Here is an 18,804-nt window from a genome sequence, read left to right as displayed (position 1 = left end):
GGCAGATGCGAGCACTTTGTACCAAATGGTAAAAAGTGCGCCGCTGCCCTCGGCAGCAGGGATAGCGTTCAGGAAGTCGCGTACGGGTCGGCAAAGCCCAACTCCTGCAGGATGGCGGTTTCATACTCCTCCATCTCCTCGGCATCTGCCTCGCTGGTCTCGTGATCCCACCCCTGGGCATGCAGCGTGCCATGCACCAGCATGTGGGCGTAGTGTTCTTCCAGGCTTTTGTTCTGCTCTTTGGCCTCGCGCTCAATCACGGGGGCGCACAGCACCAGGTCGGCCGTTACCAAGGGCTCCTGGGTGTAGTCAAAGGTGAGCACGTTGGTGGCGTAGTCCTTCTTGCGGTACTCGCGGTTGAGCTGCTGGCCTTCTTCGGCCCCTACGATGCGTACGGTGATCTCGGCATCGGTGGCCAGCGCGTGGCGAATCCAGCGGGTGACCTTGTGGCGTGGCAGCACGGCGCGGTGGGCGGCAGCTCCGTCGAACGGGCCGAACTGCAGCGACAAGGAGAGTTGGTTTAAAGACATTTTTGCTGTTTTTGGCCGTCAGAGCTTGATGGATAAGCGCTGAAAGCTATCAAAATGATAGTGCTAGTCCCGGCTGCGAGAAGCCGGGGCGCGGCGCGGTGCGTCGTACGCATCCACGATGCGCGCGACCAGCGGGTGGCGCACCACGTCGGCCGTCGTGAAGCGGGTGACGGAGATGCCCTTGACCCGCTTGAGCACCCGCTCGGCATCGATCAGGCCGCTCATGGCCCCCTTGGGCAGGTCGATCTGGCTCACGTCGCCCGTGACCACGGCCTTGGCGCCAAAGCCGATGCGGGTGAGGAACATCTTCATCTGCTCGGGCGTGGTGTTCTGCGCTTCGTCCAGGATCACGAAGGCGTTGTTCAGCGTGCGCCCGCGCATGAATGCGAGCGGGGCGATTTCCAGCGCGTTGCGCTCGAAGGCTTTCATCACCTTGTCGTAGCCCATCAGTTCGTACAGCGCGTCGTACAGCGGGCGCAGGTAGGGGTCCACCTTTTGCGCCAGATCGCCGGGCAGAAAACCCAGGCGCTCGCCCGCCTCGACCGCTGGGCGGGTCAGCACGATGCGCTGCACGGCGCTGCGCTCCAGCGCATCCACGGCGCAGGCCACGGCGAGATAGGTTTTGCCGGTGCCTGCAGGGCCGATGCCAAAGGTGATGTCGTGGCTGGCGATGTTTTCGAGGTACAGGTTCTGTGTGGGCGTGCGGCCGCGCAGGTCGGCCCGGCGGGTGTTGAGCACGATGGCGCCCTCGGGCGCCTCCACCAGGGCGCTGTCTCCGGCCAGCATGAGCTGCAGGTGGTCCTCGGTGATCGGGCGTTCGGCCATCTCGTACAGCGCCTGCAAAAGCTCCATCGCCTGCGTGGCCTTCGCTTTGGGGCCGTCCACCTTGAACTGCTCGTGCCGGTGCGCAATGCTCACCGAGAGGGCCACTTCGATGGTGCGCAGGTGCGCGTCGGCCGGGCCACACAGGTGCGTGAGCCGGGTGTTGTTGTGGGGGGTGAAGGTGTGGCGCAGGATCACGCGGATAATTCCCGTTGGATCGCCGCAGTGCGCGGCAAAGGACATCAATGATAGGCAAATTGACCGGCACCCTGCTGGAGAAGAATCCCCCCGAGGTGCTGTTGGACTGCCATGGCGTGGGCTATGAGGTGAATGTGCCCATGAGCACGTTCTACAACCTGCCCGCTGTGGGCGAAAAGGTGAGCCTGCTGACCCAGTTCATTGTGCGCGAAGACGCGCAGCTGCTGTATGGCTTTGCCACGGCGCCCGAGCGCCAGGCGTTCCGTGAGCTGATCAAGATATCGGGCGTGGGGCCGCGCACTGCGCTGTCCATCCTGAGCGGCATGGGCGTGGCGGATCTCGCCCAGGCCATCACGCTGCAGGAGGCAGGCCGCCTGGTCAAGGTGCCGGGCATTGGCAAGAAGACGGCCGAGCGGCTGCTGCTGGAGCTCAAGGGCAAGCTGGGGGCCGACATGGGCGCTGCCCACGGGCCCGCTGCCAGTGACGCACAGGCCGACATTCTGCAGGCACTGTTGGCTTTGGGCTACAACGACAAAGAGGCTGCGGCGGCCCTCAAGGCCCTGCCACCAGAGGTGGGTGTGAGCGATGGCATCAAACTGGCGCTGAAGGCGTTGGCCAGGTAGTGCACTTGCGGGTTTGTTGCGGCAGTTGTTTTCGTGTTCAATGGCGGTTTTGACCGGAGCGAGGGAAAGAAATGAAAAATGGAATGATGTGGCGGATGGGCGTTGCCTGGGGTGCGGCGCTTGCCTTGTTGGCCGGATGCGGCGGAAGCGGTACCGAGGCCAGCGCGCAAAAGGCGGCCTCTGTGCTGATGGTGGATGGCTGGGTGCAGCCCGCCAGCGTGGACCAGGGTGTCTCGAACATCAAATCCCGCAGCGCGCTTGTCACAGCGCCCACGCCTTCCCGGGTGAGCCTGGGAGCCTTGGATGCCTCCAAGACGGCTTCGCTGGGTGGCGGTATCGGCCCACGCCAGGTGGGTACAGCGCGCGATGTGGTGGCCACCCGCGCCGCAGCCCAGACACAGCAGCAGTTGCAGTGGAAGCCCACCGCCACTGGCGGTAAGGTGGCTGCTATCAGTTTTTCGGCCGAAGGTGCGTACGGATTGCGCCTGGGCGTAGTGGTCAAGGCGCTGCCACAAGGCACAGTGCTGCGTGTGTACAGCCAGGCCAACGCCTCCAAGGTGTTCCAGATTTCCGGCCAGGAAGTGCTGCAGCGCATTGACCGCAATGCGCAGGCGGGCGACACCACCCTGGACGGTCAGACCTGGTGGACGCCCGATACCGGATCGGACGAGGCCACGCTGGAGCTGGAGCTGCCCGTCGGTGCGGATGCCAGCACGGTGGACATCTCGGTGCCGCGCGTGTCGCACATCTTCGAGAACCTGTCGATCCCTACGGAGGCAGAACTCTCCACCAAGATCAACGAATCGGCTTCGTGCCACCTGGATGCCACTTGCTACGATACCTATGCGACCGAGCGCAATGCCGTGGCGCGCATGTTGTTCACGTCCGGTGCCAACACCTATCTGTGCACGGGCACATTGCTCAATGACAGCCGGTCTTCGGGCACGCCGTATTTCCTGACGGCCAACCACTGCATCTCCAAGCAGTCCGAAGCCGCCTCGCTGCAGACCGACTGGTTCTTCCGTTCGCCAACGTGTAACAGCCGCACCCTGTCCAGTGCCACCATCCAGCGCGTCAACGGCGCATCGCTGCTCTACGCCTCGGGTGCCATGGACATGGCCCTGCTGCAGCTGAACGACACACCTCCTGCAGGGGCCGTCTTTGCCGGTTGGGATGCGGGCACCCAGGCTTTGAGTACATCTGTGGTGGGTCTGCACCATCCCCGGGGCGACCTGCTCAAGGTCAGCCTGGGTACGTTGAACAGCCTGATTTCCTGCACTCCCACCAGTGAAACCCAGTTCCAATGCAGCGGTACAACGGGCAACTACTACCAGGTGAACTGGACCCAGGGCACCACCGAAGGTGGCAGCAGTGGCTCGGCCTTGTTCAAGGGTGGCACCCATGTGATCGGTACGCTCTACGGCGGCGGTTCCAGCTGCACGGCCACCACGGTCCCCGATTACTATGGTCGTTTTGACGTGGCGTTCAACGCAGCGCTCAAGAACTGGCTGTCGTCTGCCACGCCACCCACTGGCCCCACGGGGCGGGTGCCTGTCTATCGCTTCTACAACATTGCTGGCCTGGAGCATTTCTACACCAGCAACGTCGGTGAGCGGGATCTTCTGATCAAACAGTTTGGATCGAACTTCATCTACGAAGGCACGATCTTCTATGCGTATCCCATTGAGGGGTCCAACCTGTTCCCGGTGTACCGCCTGGTTGATTTGGCGCGCAATATGCACATTTACACGGCAAACCCTGCGGAGCGAGACGGTCTGCGCCAGGCATTCCCGTCCGTGCAGCTTGAAGCCACTGCATGGTGGGGACAGGCTGCTCCGGGCAATGGTGCCGTGCCTGTCTACCGCTTCCGCAACCGCACCGTGGGAACCTATTTCTATACTGCCAGCCCTGCAGAACGCAGCTACCTCAACGCCAACATGAGCCAGCAGTACGTTGAAGAAGGCATCGGGTTCTACGTCTGGCCCGAGAAATAACAGGACTGCATGACGATCCAGACCGACGACTTCGCCCCCGCCCCCGCAAAACGCGTCATTTCGGCCGTGCCCGCATCGCCCCAGGAGGAGGCGATCGAGCGCGCGCTGCGCCCCAAGCTCCTGCAGGAGTACGTGGGCCAGGCGAAGGCGCGCGAGCAGCTGGAGATCTTCATCGGCGCGGCGAGGAAGCGGGGCGAGGCGCTGGACCATGTGCTGCTGTTTGGCCCGCCCGGTCTGGGCAAGACCACGCTCAGTCACATCATTGCGGCTGAGCTGGGGGTCAACCTGCGCCAGACCAGTGGCCCTGTGCTCGAAAAGCCCAAGGACCTGGCAGCGCTGCTGACCAACCTCGAAAAGAACGACGTTCTTTTCATTGACGAGATCCACCGCCTGTCGCCTGTGGTGGAGGAAATTCTCTACCCCGCGCTGGAGGACTACCAGATCGACATCATGATCGGCGAGGGGCCTGCGGCGCGCAGCATCAAGCTCGACCTGCAGCCCTTCACGCTGGTGGGCGCCACCACACGTGCGGGCATGTTGACCAACCCGCTGCGCGACCGCTTTGGCATCGTGGCGCGGCTGGAGTTCTACACAGCCGAAGAGCTGGCCCGCATCGTCAAGCGCAGCGCGGGGCTGCTCAATGCGCCCATGGATGAAGAAGGCGGCTTTGAAATTGCCCGCCGCTCGCGCGGCACGCCCCGCATCGCCAACCGGCTGCTGCGCCGCGTGCGCGACTACGCCGAGGTCAAGGGCGACGGGCGCATCACCAAACCCATTGCCGACAAGGCGCTGGCCATGCTGGATGTGGACCCGCAGGGTTTTGACGTGATGGACCGCAAGCTGCTGGAGGCGGTCATCCACCGCTTTGATGGCGGCCCCGTGGGGCTGGACAACATTGCCGCCAGCATCGGGGAAGAGGCGGGCACCATAGAAGACGTGATCGAGCCCTACCTCATCCAGCAAGGCTTTTTGCAGCGTACGCCGCGTGGGCGCATTGCCACGCTGGCGGCGTTCCGACACCTGGGGGTGGCGCCGCCCAAGGCGGCTGGAGGGCTGTTTTCTGAATGACGGAAGGCACAGCGCATGGCAACCAGGGCAGATCTGTGAATAGGCGCTGGTTTGCTGTTGCGTTGGGCGCTGTCGTGCTGGTGGTGGCTGCCTTCATCGGTGTGATGGCGCTGCGTGGTCCGCAGGTCGATGCCCTGTTGGTGCAGTCGGCGCCGCTGGTGCGCACGCTGCAGTTTTCGGCGCGCGTGGCCACGTTGTCGCGGGTGGATGTGGGCAGCACCGTCACAGGCCGCGTGGCGCAAGTGCAAGTGACAGAAGGCGCGCAGGTGCGCCAGGGCGAGGTGCTGGTGCAGCTGGAGTCCGACGAGCTCGCGGCGGCGCTGGCGCAGGCCGTGGCGGCAGAGCGTCAGGCGCAGTCCCGCTTGGTAGGCCTGCGCAGTAGCGGCCGCAGCGCTGCACAGGCAGCGCGCGCGCAGGCCAATGCCACCCTGCAAGCGGCCAGCGCCAGTCTGGCGCGGGTGCAGCAGCTGGTGGCCCAGGGGTTCTACAGCGCCGCGCAGCTCGATGAGGCGCAGCGCGCCGTCGATGTGGCCCAGGCGCAGCAGTTGAGCGCGCAGGCACAGGTCCAGGCCAACGCCGATGCAGGCACCGATGTGGTCCAGGCGCAGGCGCAGCTGGCGCTGGCCCAAGCGGCCACCGTGGCGGCCCAGGCCCGCCTGGCGCAGACCACGCTGGTAGCCCCGGCCGATGCCCGCGTGCTGGTGCGCGACGTCGAGCCCGGGCAGATCGTGCAGCCTGGCAAGGCCTTGCTCAGCCTGGCGCTGGCCGGGCCCACCCAGCTGGTGGCCCAGGTGGACGAACGTTTTCTGGACCAGTTGCTGCCGGGCCAAAAGGCCTCGGTGGTGGCCGATGCCTTTGCGGGCCAGCGTTTTGCAGCACGTGTGCTCACCATCGCACCCTCGGTGGATGCCCAGCGTGGTGCCATCGAGGTGAAGTTTGCGCTGGAGCAGCAGGCCCCCGCCTTTCTGCGCGAGGACATGACCTTATCGGTCGAGGTAGAGACTGCGCGGCGCGAGCGGACCCTGGTACTGCCCCAGGCTGCCCTGCGCGGCCCGGTGGAGGGCGACCAGGCGACGGTGCTGGTGTTGCAGGGGGGGCGCGCCCAGGCCCGCCCCGTGCGGCTGGGGCTGCGCACACTGGACGCGGTCGAGGTGCTGGACGGCCTGGCCGAAGGCGACACCGTGCTGCGGGGCGGCGCCGTGCAGGCGGGCGACCGCGTACGTGCCCGCACGGTGGAGTGGAGTGCGGGCTCCGCCGCAGCCGGTGCAGCCCAAGGTCAAGCGCAAGGTGCTGACGCCGGTGCTGCCCTCACCAACGCCATGGGCCGCTGAGTCGCCATGTGGGTCTGGCCCGGCTTCGAGTTGCGCGTGGCGCTGCGGTTTCTGCGCGAGGGGCGCATGCAGACCGTGCTCATCATCGTGGGCGTGGCGGCAGGTGTGGCAGTCATTGCCTACATCTCGGCGCTGATCAGCGGCTTGCAGTCGAACACCCTGGCCAAAACACTGGGCGCCCAGGCGCACATCACCCTGCGGGCGCCGGACGACCTGGTCATACCGGCAGCCCCTGCCTTGCCTGGCACCGCTGCGCTGACCGAAACCCAACCGCGTGCCCAGCGCCTGCGGTCCGTGGCCAATTGGCAGGCGCTGGTCCCGCTGCTGGAGCGCTTGCCCGAAGTCGCCGGGGTGTCGCCCATGGTGTCCGGCTCAGGCCTGGCGCTGCGCGGCGAGGCATCGCAGGCCATTGCCCTGATGGGCGTGGACCTGGACCGCTATGACCGCGTGGTGGGGCTGCGCTCCAAGGTGGTCAGTGGCACGGCGCGGCTGTCACCGGGCGAGGCCATCGTGGGGCGCGAGCTGGCCTCCGACCTGGGTGTGCGCGTGGGAGACCGCCTCACCGTGCAGACGAGCGGCGCGGGCGGTACGGTGAGTGATTCGGTGCGCGTCACCGCGCTGGTGGACCTGGGGGTGAAAGACCTGAACCGGCGCACCGTGATCGTGCCGCTGCGCGCGGCGCAAAGCCTGCTGGCGCTGCCGGGGGGCGCCAGCCAGCTCGACCTGACCTTGAAAGACGTGTGGGTGGCACAGACCCTGGCGCGTGCGTTGCAAACGCAGTTCCCCTACAAGATCGAGAGCTGGCAAGAGAGCAATGCCCAGCTGGTGTCAGCACTCAATGCGCAGTCCATCAGCACCTCCATCATCCGGGGCGTGGTGCTGGCGGTGGTGGTGCTGGGCATTGCCAGCGTGCTGGTAGTCTCGGTGGTGCAAAAGGGCCGGGAGATCGGCATCCTGCGCGCCATGGGCGCCACGCGGGGCCAGGTGCTGCGCGTGTTTCTGGTGCAGGGCGCCGTGGTGGGTGCGCTGGGCTCGGTGCTGGGCCTGCTGCTGGCGGTGGGGCTGATCTGGGTGTTCACGCATTTTGTGCGGGGCTCGGATGGCTTGCCGTTGTTTTCGATCGCGCTGCCGCCTGCCATGGCGCTGCAAATTGCGTTACTGGCGTCGGTGTGCGGCGTGCTCGCGGCGGTGGCGCCCGCGCGGCGCGCAGCCGCGCTGGATCCGGCGCAGGCCATCAGGATGTGATGAGCGCCGCCCCCGAACTGATCGTGCTCGACGCCGTGCGCAAGAGCTACAACCTGGGCCGCCCCAGCGAGGCCGAGGTGCTGCACGGCATCGACCTGCAGGTGCGCTGGGGCGAGTTCATCGCGCTGATGGGGCCTTCGGGCTCGGGCAAGAGCACGCTGCTCAACATCCTGGGCCTGCTCGAACGCATGACGACGGGCAGCTATCTGCTGGACGGCGAGGCGGTGCAGGGTCTGGACGATGCGGCCCTGACCCTGCGCCGGCGCAGCACCCTGGGCTTTGTCTTTCAATTCCACCACCTGCTGCCTGCTTTTTCCGCGCTGGAGAACGTGACGCTGCCGGCCCTCATGGCCGAAGGCCGCGTCAGCCCCGCCCATCGAGATCACGCGCGCAGCCTGCTCGACGCGGTGGGCCTGGCCCAGGCCATGGACAAGCGCCCCGCAGAGCTTTCAGGCGGCATGCAGCAGCGCGTGGCCATTGCGCGCGCGCTGGTCATGAACCCGCCGCTGGTGCTGGCCGATGAGCCCACGGGCAACCTGGACACCGCGTCCTCTGCCGAAGTGTTCGCCCTGCTGCGCCGTATCCATGCCGAGCGGGGCACGAGTTTTGTCGTGGTCACGCACGACCCCCGGCTGGCCGCGCGCTGCGACCGGCTGGTGGAGCTGATCGACGGCCGGATTGCCCGCGACGAGGCCATCACTGTGGGCGTGGAGCCTGCGCCCAGTGGGTGAGCTGCAGGCAGGTGATTTGCTATCAAATAAATAGCTATTTGCGCTTGATGCTGAAGCGCTGGCGGCCATTCTGGCTAAAAAACCATCGCACAGAACACACAGGTGCTCAGGAGGAGCGTGGTGCCGTCCCTGGGGCGACGTTCGGAGCCCTGTCCCGAGCCATGTGCGTGCGGCCCTCTTCTCCGGCCGCGCCCGTTCGCTGCACTGCGGCGGCAGGCACCGAGGCCTTGCTGGCCAGCCATCCGCTGACGATCAGCGCCTGCGCCGCATAGTACGTGGCCAGCACCCAGACCTGCGCCATCGGCAGCGGCATCACAAACCGGTTGGTGGCCAGCAGCGAGTCGCTGAGCATGAAAAACCCGGCGCCGACCGCTACGAGCAGCGACGGCGCATCGCGCAACACCGTCGCCCGGCCGATGGCCTGGGCCGCCATCAGCGCGATCACCAGCACATAGGTCGCCACCGGCGCGCGCAGTGCAGGCGGCAGGCCACCCGCCCACAGAAAGGCGTACATGGCCACGCCAATGCCCAGTGTGGCGGCCAGCGCCCCCCGGTGCGGAAACCACGCCTGCCCGCTTTTGAACAGCGCCACATAGAACAGATGCGCCACCAGAAAACTCACCAGGCCCGGGATGAAGAAGCCCTGGAACATGAGGAACACATCCCCGGCCAGCGATCCGGCCAGCGCGGCCGCGAGGAGACGCAGGGTCTTTGGGTTAAATTGGCCTCTAGCGCTTGGCGAATAAGCGCTAGCAGCTACCAAAACAAGAGCAAAAACCATCGTCAGCGGCTTGAACAGCCAGTGCCATTCCATGAACCCCAGCGCGCTGGTGGCGGTGGCCAGCGCGCCGCTTTGCAGCATCAGCGCCATCAGCACGGTGATACGTCCCTGCATCACTGCGCCCAGCGACCATTGCACCGTCAGCAGCACCGCAAACCAGATGGCGTTGCGCGCCAGCGGCGCCGCATCGGCCTGCCAGAGAAAAGCCGCCACGCCCGCCAGCAGCACTGCAAACTGTACCAGCGCAAACCACTGCGCGGCGCGCGACATCGGCGGGTGGTACAGCTGCATCTGCGTCATGCTGAAGGCGGGCTTGGGAAAGCGCTCTGCCACATCGGCAGGCCGCCAGCCCGGCGGCTTGACCCAGACCTTGAGCTTGTCGAGCCAGCTGCGCGCGTGCCAGCTGTCATGTGCCAGCCCGACGTACACCTGCGCGTTGGCCCAGAGCGGGTCCCAGCTGTTCAGCAGGCCGCGCGTGCCGTACACACACTTCTCCTGGTCGTCTTCGTCCTTGAAGGTGCCAAAGACCCGGTCCCACAGGATCAGGATGCCGCCATAGTTCTTGTCCAGATAAGCGTCGTTCACCGCGTGGTGCACCCGGTGGTTGCTGGGGCTGCAGAACCAGCGGTCAAACCAGCCGAGCTTGCCCACCTGCTCGGTGTGCACCCAGAACTGGTAAAGCAGATCGATGAGCGCCACCACGCCAAACACCAGCGGCGGCACGCCCGCCAGTGCCATGGGCACATAAAAGATCCAGCCCAGCAGCGCGCCCGAGCTGGTCTGGCGCAGCGCGGTGGAGAGGTTGTAGTCCTGGCTCTGGTGGTGCACCGCGTGCGCGGCCCACAACACGGCCGATTCATGCCCCATGCGGTGCAGCCAGTAGTAGCACAGGTCGTAGAACACCAGTGCCAGCAGCCAGCCGGGCAGGCTGGTCCAGAATGCATCGTTGCGCCACAGCGCCACGTGCTCGAACAGGGCCGTGTAGATGCCGATGCGCAGCAGCCGGGTGAACACTGCGCTGGTCTGGCTCAGCATGCCCAGACTGATGCTGCTGACGGCATCGGCCAGGCGGTAGGTGTTGCGCTGCCTTCTGTAGCCCACCGCCAGTTCGATGGCGATCAGCAAAAAGAAGACGGGGGTCGCAATGACAATGATCTGGCTGGGGCTCATGGGGGACACCAAAATGTCCGCCGATTCTTGCCGCAATCAGGTCAGCGCGCCTCTGGCATCAACCCTGATGATGCGCTCCACAGTACCCGTCGCCAAACCGCCGCGCACGCCGATCAAAAAGTCGTGCAGGTTCACCGTCGGGTCGCAATGGCCCGGGATGAGCCAGAGCATATGGCCCAGGCTGGGCAGGCGGGCGTCGGGCGCGTCGGCATACAGCAGGCCGTGTTCATCACCACCGTTGGCGTAACGCAGGGTGCGGTCGGCCGGCAGCAGGGCCACGGTGGGCAGACCAGAGTCTATGGCGTGGCTCTTGTGGCCTGCGTCGCACACGGCGTGGGTGTCGCGCACCGACACCACCTGGGTCTTGACGTACAGCGCGTGTTCAAACGCGGGTTGTGCCGGTTCACGCTCGTTGCGGGCGTAGTCGGCATCCATGAACAAGAAAGAGCCCGCCTGCAGCTCGCCAAACACGCCGCTGGCAGCCTCGTGCACCAGGGTGCCGGTGCCTGATCCGGTGACCAGCGGCACGGGCAGCCCGGCGGCTTCGATGAGCTGGCGCGTGTGATCCGCCGCGCGCACCACGGCGGCGATGGTCTCGCGCCGACCCACGCTGCTGGCCAGGTGCTGCGCGCGGCCATGGTAGGCCTGCAGGCCCGCGAAACGCAGGCGGGGGCTGCGCGACACGGCCAGCGCCAGTGGCACGGCGGCTTCGCCCGGTGGCACGCCGCAGCGGCCCTGGCCCACGTCGATCTCCACCAGCACGTCGATGCCCGCATCGCTGCCAGATTGCGCCATGGCTTCGGCCAGGCGCTCAATGCCGTCGATGTGGTCCACGGCCACGCCCAGGCGCCCGCCACGCGCCGCCAGCTGGGCGGCCAGCCGCGCCACGCGGTGCAGCTTGGGCATGGCGATGACCTGGTTGGTGATGGTGATGTCATCGACCCCACCGGCGGCCAGCGCCTCCGCCTCGGCCACCTTCTGCACGCACACACCCTGGGCGCCCGCGCGTTGCTGCAGCAGCGCGATTTCTGCACTCTTGTGCAGCTTGGCGTGGGGGCGCCAGCGCACCTGGTGCTTACGCGCAAAGTCGGCCATGCGCTGGATGTTGCGGTCCATGGCGTCCAGGTCCACCACCAGGGCAGGGGTGTCGATAGCGTCCACCCGCTGGCCGATGGTGGATTGCAATTCAGGCGTGGTTTTCATCGCGCAGGACGATCTGGTCAAGGTGTTGGGTGTCTGCCCAGCCGACGAGGGTGAGGCCGTCGGGCGTCCACAGCAGGCGGTTGATGGCGGCGTTGGACAGTTGCCAGGTGCGCGGCGCCTGGATGTCCTGGCGCGTGGCCAGGCGGTACAACACATCGAGCACGCCACCGTGCGCCACCATCACCACCTGCTCGCCCACATGCTGCTGCGCCAGGACGGTCACGGTGTGTTCGATGCGCTCGCGCAGCGCGACGAGCGACTCGCCACCTTCGGGGGTGTAGTGCGGATCGCGCTTGCGCCAGCGCAGCGCGTCTTCGGGCAGCTCGGCCTCGATCTCGGCAAACGTGCGGCCCTGAAAGTGGCCAAAACTACGTTCGCGCAGGCCGGGATCGGCCACCAAAGGCGCGCCCGTGGTGCGGGCCACGGCCTGGGCCGTGGCGTGCGCGCGCTGCAGGTCGCTGGTGTAGATGGCGGCAATCGGTTCACCCACCAGTGCCTGGGCGACCTGATCGGCCTGCCACAGCCCGGTGTTGTTGAGCGGAATATCCAGGTGGCCCTGGATGCGGGTGTCCACGTTCCAGGCGGTTTCGCCGTGGCGGATGGCAATGATGCGGGTGGCGTGCATGTCAGTTTTCGATGGCGTTGGATGTAGCTCGCAGCCGCTCAGGGGAATGTCTCATTTTTGCGCCAGGGGCAGGCGCACCTGTCGAGGGCCCGGGGGTGGCTTTGGAAAGCCATCGAGTGCGGCGTCAAACAGCACACCATAGACTGCCGGGTCACTCACCCACACATCTTCGTGCACGGCCGAGGTTTCGTACACCACCGCCTGGGTGTTGGCGTCGCGCATCACGATGCTGACAGCGCGGCGGTGCAGGGGCGTTGGCTCGCCAAAGCGCCACATGCCATGCACGCCCCAGCCTCGGCCATACCAACCACCCACGCCCCAAGGGCCGGGGCCATACGCACCGTAGGGCCCGTAGGGGCTGAAAGGATCGTTGCGCGGCACCGTGTCAGCCTGCACGCCCAGTTGGACCCGCAGGCGGGGCGCGGCATCGTCGCGTTGCAGGCCGGCGCGTGCCAGGGACTGTTCTGCCAGTGCGGCGATAGCGTCAAACGATGGGGTTTGCTGCGAAGGCAGGCGTTCGATGCGGTAGGTGGCGGGTGCAGGCGCGGCCGCCAGGGTTGAGAAGCTCTGTACTTGCCCGTCGACCACGCGGGTGGTGCTGCAGCCCGCGAGCAAGGCGGTTGCCAAGCCCAGTATAAGAAGGGGAATCCATCGGCGTTGCGTTGTCATGGTCAGACGCTCCAGAAAAAGAAGTCTCCATGAGAGTGCCCCAGCTTGCCAGGGTTCACGACAGTTGCACCACCTGCACGCCGGGCAGCGTGGGCGAGGGCGCCACAAACTCTTCCTTGTCAAACGCCTTGTCGCCGTCTTCGCTGGCGATGCCCGTGGCCTTCGCGTTCTTGAAGTCGTACAGGCTGCCGTCCAGCAGGTGCGATGGCACCACGTTCTGCAGCGCATTGAACATGTTCTCCACCCGGCCCGGGAAGCGCTTTTCCCATTCGCGCAGCATCTCGCCCACCTGCTTGCGCTGCAGGTTCTCCTGGCTGCCGCACAGGTTGCACGGGATGATGGGGAAGTTGCGGTGCGCAGCCCAGCGGGTGGTGTCCTTCTCGGCCACGTAGGCCAGCGGGCGGATCACCACATGCTTGCCGTCGTCGCTGACCAGCTTGGGGGGCATGCTCTTCATCTTGCCGCCAAAGAACATGTTGAGCAGCAGCGTCTGCAGGATGTCGTCGCGGTGGTGGCCCAGCGCGATCTTGGTGCAGCCCAGCTCATCGGCCACGCGGTACAGAATGCCCCGGCGCAGGCGGCTGCACAGGCTGCAGGTGGTCTTGCCCTCGGGGATCAGCTTCTTGACGATGCTGTAGGTGTCTTCGTTCTCGATATGGAAGGGCACGCCGGTGCTGGCCAGGTATTCGGGCAGCACATGCTCGGGGAAGCCCGGCTGCTTCTGGTCCAGGTTCACCGCCACCAGGTCAAAGTGGATGGGGGCGCGGGCCTTGAGCTTGAGCAGGATGTCGAGCAGCGCATAGCTGTCCTTGCCGCCGGACATGCACACCATCACCTTGTCGCCTTCTTCGATCATGTTGAAGTCGACGATGGCCTTGCCGACCTCGCGGCACAGGCGCTTTTCCAGCTTGTGGGTTTCGCGCTCGATCTTCATGCGGGCGGCGCCGCTGGTGGCTTCGGTGCTTTCCTCCGTCCAGCCAGTGGATTGGGCGGAGGCTGGGGCTTCATTCAATACTGCGCTCATGGGGTCACCACTGTCCTGTCTCGATGCGAATGGCCACTTCGCAGTCGTCAAAAATTTCGAGTTTGGCAATCTTCACCCGCACCCCCAGCACGCCGGGCAGCTGCATGAGGCGGTTGGCCAGCTTGCCGATCAGGCTCTCCAGCAGGTTCACATGCTCTGCGGTGCACTCGTCGATGATGATCTGGCGCACACGGCGGTAGTCCAGCACATGGCCGATGTCGTCGTCGCGCGGGGCCAGCGGCTGCACGCCCAGGCTCAGTTCGGCATCGACCTGGATGGGCTGCGGGTCGGTCTTTTCATGGTCGAGGATGCCCAGGTTGGCGTCAAAGCGCAAACCGGTGAGCGTGAGGATCTGGGTGCCTGCAGCGGTGGTCATGAATAGGTCCTGGAGTGAGCGGGCGCTCACATCAAAGAGAAATCGCGGTCAAACTTCATCAGATGCTGGCCACCGTCGACCAGCAGCGTGGTGCCGGTCATCGACCGGTTCTCCAGCGCAAACTTCACCGCACTCGCCACGTCCTCGGCGGTGGATGAGCGGCCCAGCGGGGAGAGGGCATGCAACTGGGCAAACTTTTCGTCGCTGAGCATGTGGCTGGTCAGCGTGAGGCCCGGCGCCACGCCCACCACGCGCACGCGCGGCGCCAGGGCGATGGCCAGCATGGTGCCCGCAGCTTCGAGTGCAGCCTTGGAGAGCGTGTAGCTCACAAAATCGGGGTTCTGGTTCCAGAGCTTCTGGTCCAGCAGGTTGACCACGGCGCCCTGCGCGTCGGCCTCGCCCTGGGCCACGCGGTCGGCCACATGCTGGTGCAGGGCCTGGGCCAGCAGCACGGGGGCGGCGGTGTTGCTGCGCAGGTGTTTTTCGAGCGCGGCAAAACCAAAGGTGGCGGCGTTGTCATGCTCGAACAACGAGGCGCTGTTGACCACCGCATCCACACGGCCAAAGTGCGCCACCACGCGGGGCAACAAGCCGCGCACCGCAGCCTCATCCTCAAAATCAGCATCAAAATGGGCGCTGGCGCTTGTCAGTTGTGCGCAAGCAGCTACCGTATCGATAGCATCCTGCTCGGACGATCGGTAGTGCACCGCCACCTGCCAGCCACCCGCCGCCAGAGCCAGCGCAATGCTGCGGCCCAGGCGCTTGGCGGCGCCTGTGACCAGAACGGTGCGTGGGTGGGAGGGAGTAGGCATGTGGGCTGGGAGACAATGCGGGCCGTGACCCAAAGACCCGACAGTTTAACGACCCCCCTGCACCAGCACATCACCCAGGCCATTGCCGCCGAGGGCGGATGGCTGGGTTTTGACCGCTTCATGGCCTTGGCCTTGTACACGCCCGGCCTGGGCTACTACGCCAACGGTTCCACCAAGTTCGGCGCCATGCCCGAGTCCGGCAGCGACTTTGTGACCGCGCCCGAGATGACCCCACTGTTCGGCCAGACGCTGGCCGTGCAGGTGGGTGAAGCCCTGGCCCAAACCGGCACCGACGAGGTCTGGGAGTTCGGCGCTGGCTCGGGCGCGCTGGCCCTGCAGCTGCTGGATGCGTTGGGCGATCAGGTGCAGCGCTACACCATCGTCGACCTGTCGGGCAGCCTGCGCGCGCGCCAGCAGGCCAAGCTGGTGGCGCACGCCCACAAGCTGCGCTGGGTGGATGCCTTGCCTGAGAAATTCAGCGGCGTGGTGGTGGGCAACGAGGTGCTCGATGCCATGCCCGTGCAGCTGCTCGCCCGCCACGGCGGCCAGCAGGGCGGTGTGTGGCACGAACGCGGCGTGGTGGTGGCCGAAGACGGCCACTTTGCCTGGGCCGACCGCCCCACCGACCTGCGCCCGCCCATCGACATCGAAGGCCCGCAGGATTACCTGACCGAGATCCACGCCCAGGGCGAAGGCTTCATGCGCATGCTGGCCGACCGGCTCACGCGCGGTGCAGCCTTCTTGCTGGACTATGGATTTGGCGAAGACGAGTACTACCACCCCCAGCGCCACATGGGCACCGTGATGTGCCACCAGGGCCACCTGGCCGATGGCGACCCGCTGGTGGCGGTGGGGCTCAAGGACATCACCGCCCACGTCAACTTCACCGCCATGGCGCTGGCCGCGCAAGAGGCGGGCCTCAATGTGCTGGGTTACACCACGCAGGCGCATTTCCTCATCAACTGTGGCTTGCTCCCCAAAATGGAGCTGCTACCACAAGCGGGACGGGCGACAGCGGCCAAATTGATCATGGAACACGAGATGGGCGAGCTGTTCAAGGTGCTGGCCGTGGGGGCAGGCGAGCCCTGGGAACCCGTGGGGTTTGCGCACGGGGACCGGTCGCACCGGTTGTGATCCAGGTTATTTGTGTGCTTCGAGAAAGATAGCTGCAGGCGCTTGGTGGGCAAGCGCTAGAGCCGAATTTGGCTTGAAGTTTTCTTGGCTTCGACCGGTTCAGCCTGAACGGTCGGAGATCTGGTGGGAGCTCCCCGCCACCAGCGTCATCCCATCGCTGCGGTCCTTCAGCCCCACCCCCGTCAGCCCCAGTTGCCGCGCCTCCTGGCACAGCCACCACAGGCGCGCAGCGGCAGCGGCGGGGGGCAGTCCCTCGGGCCGCACGTTGGAGATGCAGTTGCGCTGCGCATCGTTGCGGCCCACCTGCGGGTGCCAGGTCAGGTAGATGCCCAGGCTGTCGGGCGAGCTGAGGCCCGGCCGCTCGCCGATCAGCACCGCCACCAGGCGCGCGCCCAGCAGTGCGCCCACCTCGTCACCCAGCGCCACGCGGGCCTGCTGGGCAATCACCACGGGGCCCAGCTGCCAGCCGGCGGGCGCCTGTTGGCGAATCGCGTCGATGAGCGGCGGCGCCTGCCGGGCCACAGCCAGGGACGAGAGGCCGTCGGCCACCACCAGCAGCAGGTCCACGGGACGGCCGCCGCCGTGCTGATCGCCCAGGGCGCGCAGCGCTTGTGCATCGGCGTCGCACAGGCGCCGGCCCAGGTCGGGGCGCAGCAGGTACGTAGCGCGGTCGGGGGCGGCGCTGTGCACGGGGAGCATTGCGCAGCCCTGGGCCTGCAGCTGGGTGGCCAGCGCTTCGGCGTCCAGCGGGATGTGTACGGCATCGCGCGCCTGCGCATGGGCCAGGCCAAAACGCAGCAGCTCGGCCGTGGGCAGGGCTGCGCCCGCACGCCCCAGGGCCAGGCGCGCCTGGGTGTGGGCGCGCAGGTCCTCCCAGGGGTCGGGAGGAATACCAAGTGTCGCGTTCATTGGGAGCCTCTCGGTTGCGTGATCCATTGCGCTGCATTGGGTCCGCGATGCGCAAAACTGGCACGGCGAACGCCAGGGACGCCGAGCAAGGGCCGCCCCGCAGTGAGGGCGTCGTCCCCTGGGGGAGGGCGCCGAAGGCGACTCAGGGGGAGCATTTCAATTGCCGCATCTGTGCCAGCGCCGGGTGTTGATCGTGGGCAGGCAGCAGGCGTCCGCCTGCATCGGTGATGTGCATGCGCTGCAGCCAGGCGCCAAACTCGGGTGCGCACTGCAGGCCCAGCACCTCGCGCAGATACAGCGCGTCGTGGAACGAAGTACTCTGGTAGTTGAGCATGATGTCGTCCGCCCCCGGCACGCCCATGATGAAAGTCAGGCCCGCCGTGCCCAGCAGCGTCATCAGTGTGTCCATGTCGTCCGAGTCGGCCTCGGCATGGTTGGTGTAGCAGACATCACAGCCCAGCGGCACGCCCAGCAGCTTGCCGCAGAAGTGGTCTTCCAGGCCCGCGCGGATGATCTGCTTGCCGTCGTACAGGTACTCGGGACCGATGAAGCCGACCACCGTGTTGGTCAGCAGTGGCGCAAACGCGCGGGCGACGCCATACGCCCGCGCCTCGCAGGTCTGCTGGTCCACGCCGTGGTGCGCGTTGGCCGACAGGGCACTGCCCTGGCCGGTCTCGAAATACATCACGTTGTCGCCCAGGGTTCCACGCTGCAGTGAAAGCGCCGCATCGCGCGCCTCCTTCAGCAGCGCGAGCGAAATGCCAAAGCTTGCATTGGCCGCCTCCGTGCCCGCGATGGACTGGAACACCAGGTCCACCGGTGCGCCTTGCTCCACCATCTGAATCGTGTTGGTCACATGCGTGAGCACACACGACTGCGTGGGGATCTGCAGCCGCTCGATCACGTCTCCCAGCATGTGCACCAGTCCGGTCAGGGCGGCGATGCTGTCGGTGGCCGGGTTCACGCCAATCACCGCGTCGCCCGCGCCGTACAGCAGGCCGTCGATCATCGACGCCGCAATGCCGCGCAGGTCGTCCGTGGGGTGGTTGGGCTGCAGCCGAACGGCCAGGTGGCCGGGCAGGCCGATGGTGTTGCGAAACCGCGTGACCACGCGGCATTTGCGCGCCACGGCGATCAAGTCCTGGTTGCGCATGAGCTTGCTCACGGCCGCCGCCATCTCGGGCGTGATGCCGGGTGCCACGGCGGCGAGCATGGCGCTGTCGGTGCCGTGGGCCAGCAGCCAGTTGCGGAAGTCCCCCACGGTGAGGTGGGCGAGGGGCGCGAACGCGGCGGCGTTGTGGGTGTCGAGGATGAGGCGCGTGACCTCGTCGCTTTCGTAGGGGATGAGCGCCTCGCTCAGAAAGCGCGACAGGGGAATGTCGGCCAGGCACAGGCGCGCGGCCATGCGCTCCACAGCCGATGTGGCTGCCACACCTGCCAGGGCGTCGCCCGAGCGCAGCGGCGTGGCCTTGGCCATCACCTCCCGCAAGTCGCTGAACTGCCAGCGCTCGCCGCCAATGGTGTGCTGGTAGGCCATGGTGCGTTCTGCCCCCTGTGAA

Annotated in this window: 18 protein-coding genes; 7 read left to right on the top strand and 11 right to left on the bottom strand. The window is 66.3% G+C overall.

The features are described from left to right. Positions 1 to 68 precede the first annotated feature (68 nt). Both ybeY and ACODS0_RS11340 read right to left on the bottom strand, forming a co-directional pair. A complete protein-coding gene (ybeY, locus tag ACODS0_RS11345) occupies positions 69 to 530 on the bottom strand; it encodes an rRNA maturation RNase YbeY (RefSeq protein ID WP_218298932.1) in 462 nt (153 codons plus the stop codon). A 63-nt stretch (positions 531 to 593) separates the two neighbouring features. Further along, a complete protein-coding gene (locus ACODS0_RS11340; protein ID WP_055396485.1) occupies positions 594 to 1,550 on the bottom strand; it encodes a PhoH family protein in 957 nt (318 codons plus the stop codon). Between the two features lie 47 nt (positions 1,551 to 1,597). Between ACODS0_RS11340 and ruvA the strand changes: the two genes are divergently transcribed. The 6 genes from ruvA to ACODS0_RS11310 all read left to right on the top strand — a co-directional run bounded on the left by ruvA (position 1,598) and on the right by ACODS0_RS11310 (position 8,542). Continuing rightward, the gene (ruvA, locus tag ACODS0_RS11335) at positions 1,598 to 2,173 is read left to right on the top strand and encodes a Holliday junction branch migration protein RuvA (protein WP_121507662.1); all 576 of its coding nucleotides are present in this window, start codon (positions 1,598 to 1,600) and stop codon (positions 2,171 to 2,173) included. 71 nt (positions 2,174 to 2,244) lie between these two features. Further along, positions 2,245 to 4,167, top strand: a complete 1,923-nt coding sequence (locus ACODS0_RS11330) for a trypsin-like peptidase domain-containing protein (RefSeq protein WP_488834958.1) — start codon at positions 2,245 to 2,247, stop codon at positions 4,165 to 4,167. Positions 4,168 to 4,176: 9 nt separating this feature from the next. Further along, a complete protein-coding gene (gene ruvB / locus ACODS0_RS11325) occupies positions 4,177 to 5,235 on the top strand; it encodes a Holliday junction branch migration DNA helicase RuvB (RefSeq protein WP_055396394.1) in 1,059 nt (352 codons plus the stop codon). Between the two features lie 35 nt (positions 5,236 to 5,270). Then, positions 5,271 to 6,566 (top strand): efflux RND transporter periplasmic adaptor subunit, encoded by a 1,296-nt coding sequence (locus ACODS0_RS11320; protein WP_488834955.1) that lies wholly within the window; start codon positions 5,271 to 5,273, stop codon positions 6,564 to 6,566. 6 nt (positions 6,567 to 6,572) lie between these two features. Then, complete coding sequence (locus ACODS0_RS11315) at positions 6,573 to 7,811, top strand: ABC transporter permease (RefSeq protein ID WP_488834953.1); 1,239 nt, start codon at positions 6,573 to 6,575, stop codon at positions 7,809 to 7,811. Continuing rightward, positions 7,811 to 8,542: an ABC transporter ATP-binding protein gene (locus ACODS0_RS11310; protein WP_488834951.1), complete on the top strand. Its 732-nt coding sequence runs from the start codon at positions 7,811 to 7,813 to the stop codon at positions 8,540 to 8,542. The genes ACODS0_RS11315 and ACODS0_RS11310 overlap by 1 nt, the downstream gene beginning before the upstream one ends. Before the next feature lie 106 nt (positions 8,543 to 8,648). Here the strand turns inward: ACODS0_RS11310 and ACODS0_RS11305 are convergent, their stop codons facing one another. The 7 genes from ACODS0_RS11305 to ACODS0_RS11275 are packed head-to-tail and all read right to left on the bottom strand — an operon-like array spanning position 8,649 to position 15,202. After that, complete coding sequence (locus ACODS0_RS11305; RefSeq protein WP_488834949.1) at positions 8,649 to 10,493, bottom strand: lysoplasmalogenase family protein; 1,845 nt, start codon at positions 10,491 to 10,493, stop codon at positions 8,649 to 8,651. Positions 10,494 to 10,529: 36 nt separating this feature from the next. Then, positions 10,530 to 11,696, bottom strand: a complete 1,167-nt coding sequence (locus tag ACODS0_RS11300) for a DSD1 family PLP-dependent enzyme (RefSeq protein WP_431151752.1) — start codon at positions 11,694 to 11,696, stop codon at positions 10,530 to 10,532. After that, the gene (locus ACODS0_RS11295) at positions 11,680 to 12,321 is read right to left on the bottom strand and encodes a histidine phosphatase family protein (RefSeq protein ID WP_121507658.1); all 642 of its coding nucleotides are present in this window, start codon (positions 12,319 to 12,321) and stop codon (positions 11,680 to 11,682) included. Before ACODS0_RS11295 ends, ACODS0_RS11300 begins: the two co-directional genes overlap by 17 nt. Positions 12,322 to 12,372: 51 nt before the next feature. Further along, the gene (locus tag ACODS0_RS11290; protein ID WP_488834946.1) at positions 12,373 to 12,990 is read right to left on the bottom strand and encodes a DUF4136 domain-containing protein; all 618 of its coding nucleotides are present in this window, start codon (positions 12,988 to 12,990) and stop codon (positions 12,373 to 12,375) included. 55 nt (positions 12,991 to 13,045) lie between these two features. Then, positions 13,046 to 14,014, bottom strand: a complete 969-nt coding sequence (ttcA, locus tag ACODS0_RS11285; protein ID WP_199727041.1) for a tRNA 2-thiocytidine(32) synthetase TtcA — start codon at positions 14,012 to 14,014, stop codon at positions 13,046 to 13,048. A 4-nt stretch (positions 14,015 to 14,018) separates the two neighbouring features. Next, the gene (locus ACODS0_RS11280) at positions 14,019 to 14,390 is read right to left on the bottom strand and encodes a dihydroneopterin aldolase (protein WP_008907163.1); all 372 of its coding nucleotides are present in this window, start codon (positions 14,388 to 14,390) and stop codon (positions 14,019 to 14,021) included. A gap of 26 nt (positions 14,391 to 14,416) precedes the next feature. Continuing rightward, the gene (locus tag ACODS0_RS11275) at positions 14,417 to 15,202 is read right to left on the bottom strand and encodes an SDR family oxidoreductase (protein ID WP_121507656.1); all 786 of its coding nucleotides are present in this window, start codon (positions 15,200 to 15,202) and stop codon (positions 14,417 to 14,419) included. A gap of 15 nt (positions 15,203 to 15,217) precedes the next feature. On the opposite strand from ACODS0_RS11275, the gene ACODS0_RS11270 reads away from it, so the two are divergent. Next, positions 15,218 to 16,336 carry a class I SAM-dependent methyltransferase gene (locus ACODS0_RS11270; RefSeq protein WP_488835082.1) on the top strand — a complete coding sequence of 373 codons (1,119 nt, stop codon included), beginning with the start codon at positions 15,218 to 15,220 and terminating at the stop codon, positions 16,334 to 16,336. 99 nt (positions 16,337 to 16,435) lie between these two features. On the opposite strand, the gene eutC is transcribed toward ACODS0_RS11270, so the two are convergent. After that, positions 16,436 to 17,245, bottom strand: a complete 810-nt coding sequence (gene eutC / locus ACODS0_RS11265) for an ethanolamine ammonia-lyase subunit EutC (RefSeq protein ID WP_488834943.1) — start codon at positions 17,243 to 17,245, stop codon at positions 16,436 to 16,438. Between the two features lie 142 nt (positions 17,246 to 17,387). Next, complete coding sequence (locus tag ACODS0_RS11260; protein WP_121507653.1) at positions 17,388 to 18,782, bottom strand: ethanolamine ammonia-lyase subunit EutB; 1,395 nt, start codon at positions 18,780 to 18,782, stop codon at positions 17,388 to 17,390. Positions 18,783 to 18,804: the final 22 nt, after the last annotated feature.

Source organism: Acidovorax sp. FG60, assembly GCF_057808995.1.
This window is presented reverse-complemented; position numbering and strand designations above follow the sequence as displayed.

What these genes read in the sequence shown, in the direction of transcription:
- ybeY (WP_218298932.1), bottom strand. Translation starts at nt 530, where the DNA reads ATGTCTTTAAACCAACTCTCCTTGTCGCTGCAGTTCGGCCCGTTCGAC.
- ruvA (WP_121507662.1), top strand. Translation starts at nt 1,598, where the DNA reads ATGATAGGCAAATTGACCGGCACCCTGCTGGAGAAGAATCCCCCCGAG.
- ACODS0_RS11330 (WP_488834958.1), top strand. Translation starts at nt 2,245, where the DNA reads ATGAAAAATGGAATGATGTGGCGGATGGGCGTTGCCTGGGGTGCGGCG.
- ruvB (WP_055396394.1), top strand. Translation starts at nt 4,177, where the DNA reads ATGACGATCCAGACCGACGACTTCGCCCCCGCCCCCGCAAAACGCGTC.
- ACODS0_RS11315 (WP_488834953.1), top strand. Translation starts at nt 6,573, where the DNA reads ATGTGGGTCTGGCCCGGCTTCGAGTTGCGCGTGGCGCTGCGGTTTCTG.
- ACODS0_RS11310 (WP_488834951.1), top strand. Translation starts at nt 7,811, where the DNA reads ATGAGCGCCGCCCCCGAACTGATCGTGCTCGACGCCGTGCGCAAGAGC.
- ACODS0_RS11305 (WP_488834949.1), bottom strand. Translation starts at nt 10,493, where the DNA reads ATGAGCCCCAGCCAGATCATTGTCATTGCGACCCCCGTCTTCTTTTTG.
- ACODS0_RS11300 (WP_431151752.1), bottom strand. Translation starts at nt 11,696, where the DNA reads ATGAAAACCACGCCTGAATTGCAATCCACCATCGGCCAGCGGGTGGAC.
- ACODS0_RS11295 (WP_121507658.1), bottom strand. Translation starts at nt 12,321, where the DNA reads ATGCACGCCACCCGCATCATTGCCATCCGCCACGGCGAAACCGCCTGG.
- ACODS0_RS11290 (WP_488834946.1), bottom strand. Translation starts at nt 12,990, where the DNA reads ATGACAACGCAACGCCGATGGATTCCCCTTCTTATACTGGGCTTGGCA.
- ttcA (WP_199727041.1), bottom strand. Translation starts at nt 14,014, where the DNA reads ATGAGCGCAGTATTGAATGAAGCCCCAGCCTCCGCCCAATCCACTGGC.
- ACODS0_RS11280 (WP_008907163.1), bottom strand. Translation starts at nt 14,390, where the DNA reads ATGACCACCGCTGCAGGCACCCAGATCCTCACGCTCACCGGTTTGCGC.
- ACODS0_RS11275 (WP_121507656.1), bottom strand. Translation starts at nt 15,202, where the DNA reads ATGCCTACTCCCTCCCACCCACGCACCGTTCTGGTCACAGGCGCCGCC.
- ACODS0_RS11270 (WP_488835082.1), top strand. Translation starts at nt 15,218, where the DNA reads ATGCGGGCCGTGACCCAAAGACCCGACAGTTTAACGACCCCCCTGCAC.
- eutC (WP_488834943.1), bottom strand. Translation starts at nt 17,245, where the DNA reads ATGAACGCGACACTTGGTATTCCTCCCGACCCCTGGGAGGACCTGCGC.
- ACODS0_RS11260 (WP_121507653.1), bottom strand. Translation starts at nt 18,782, where the DNA reads ATGGCCTACCAGCACACCATTGGCGGCGAGCGCTGGCAGTTCAGCGAC.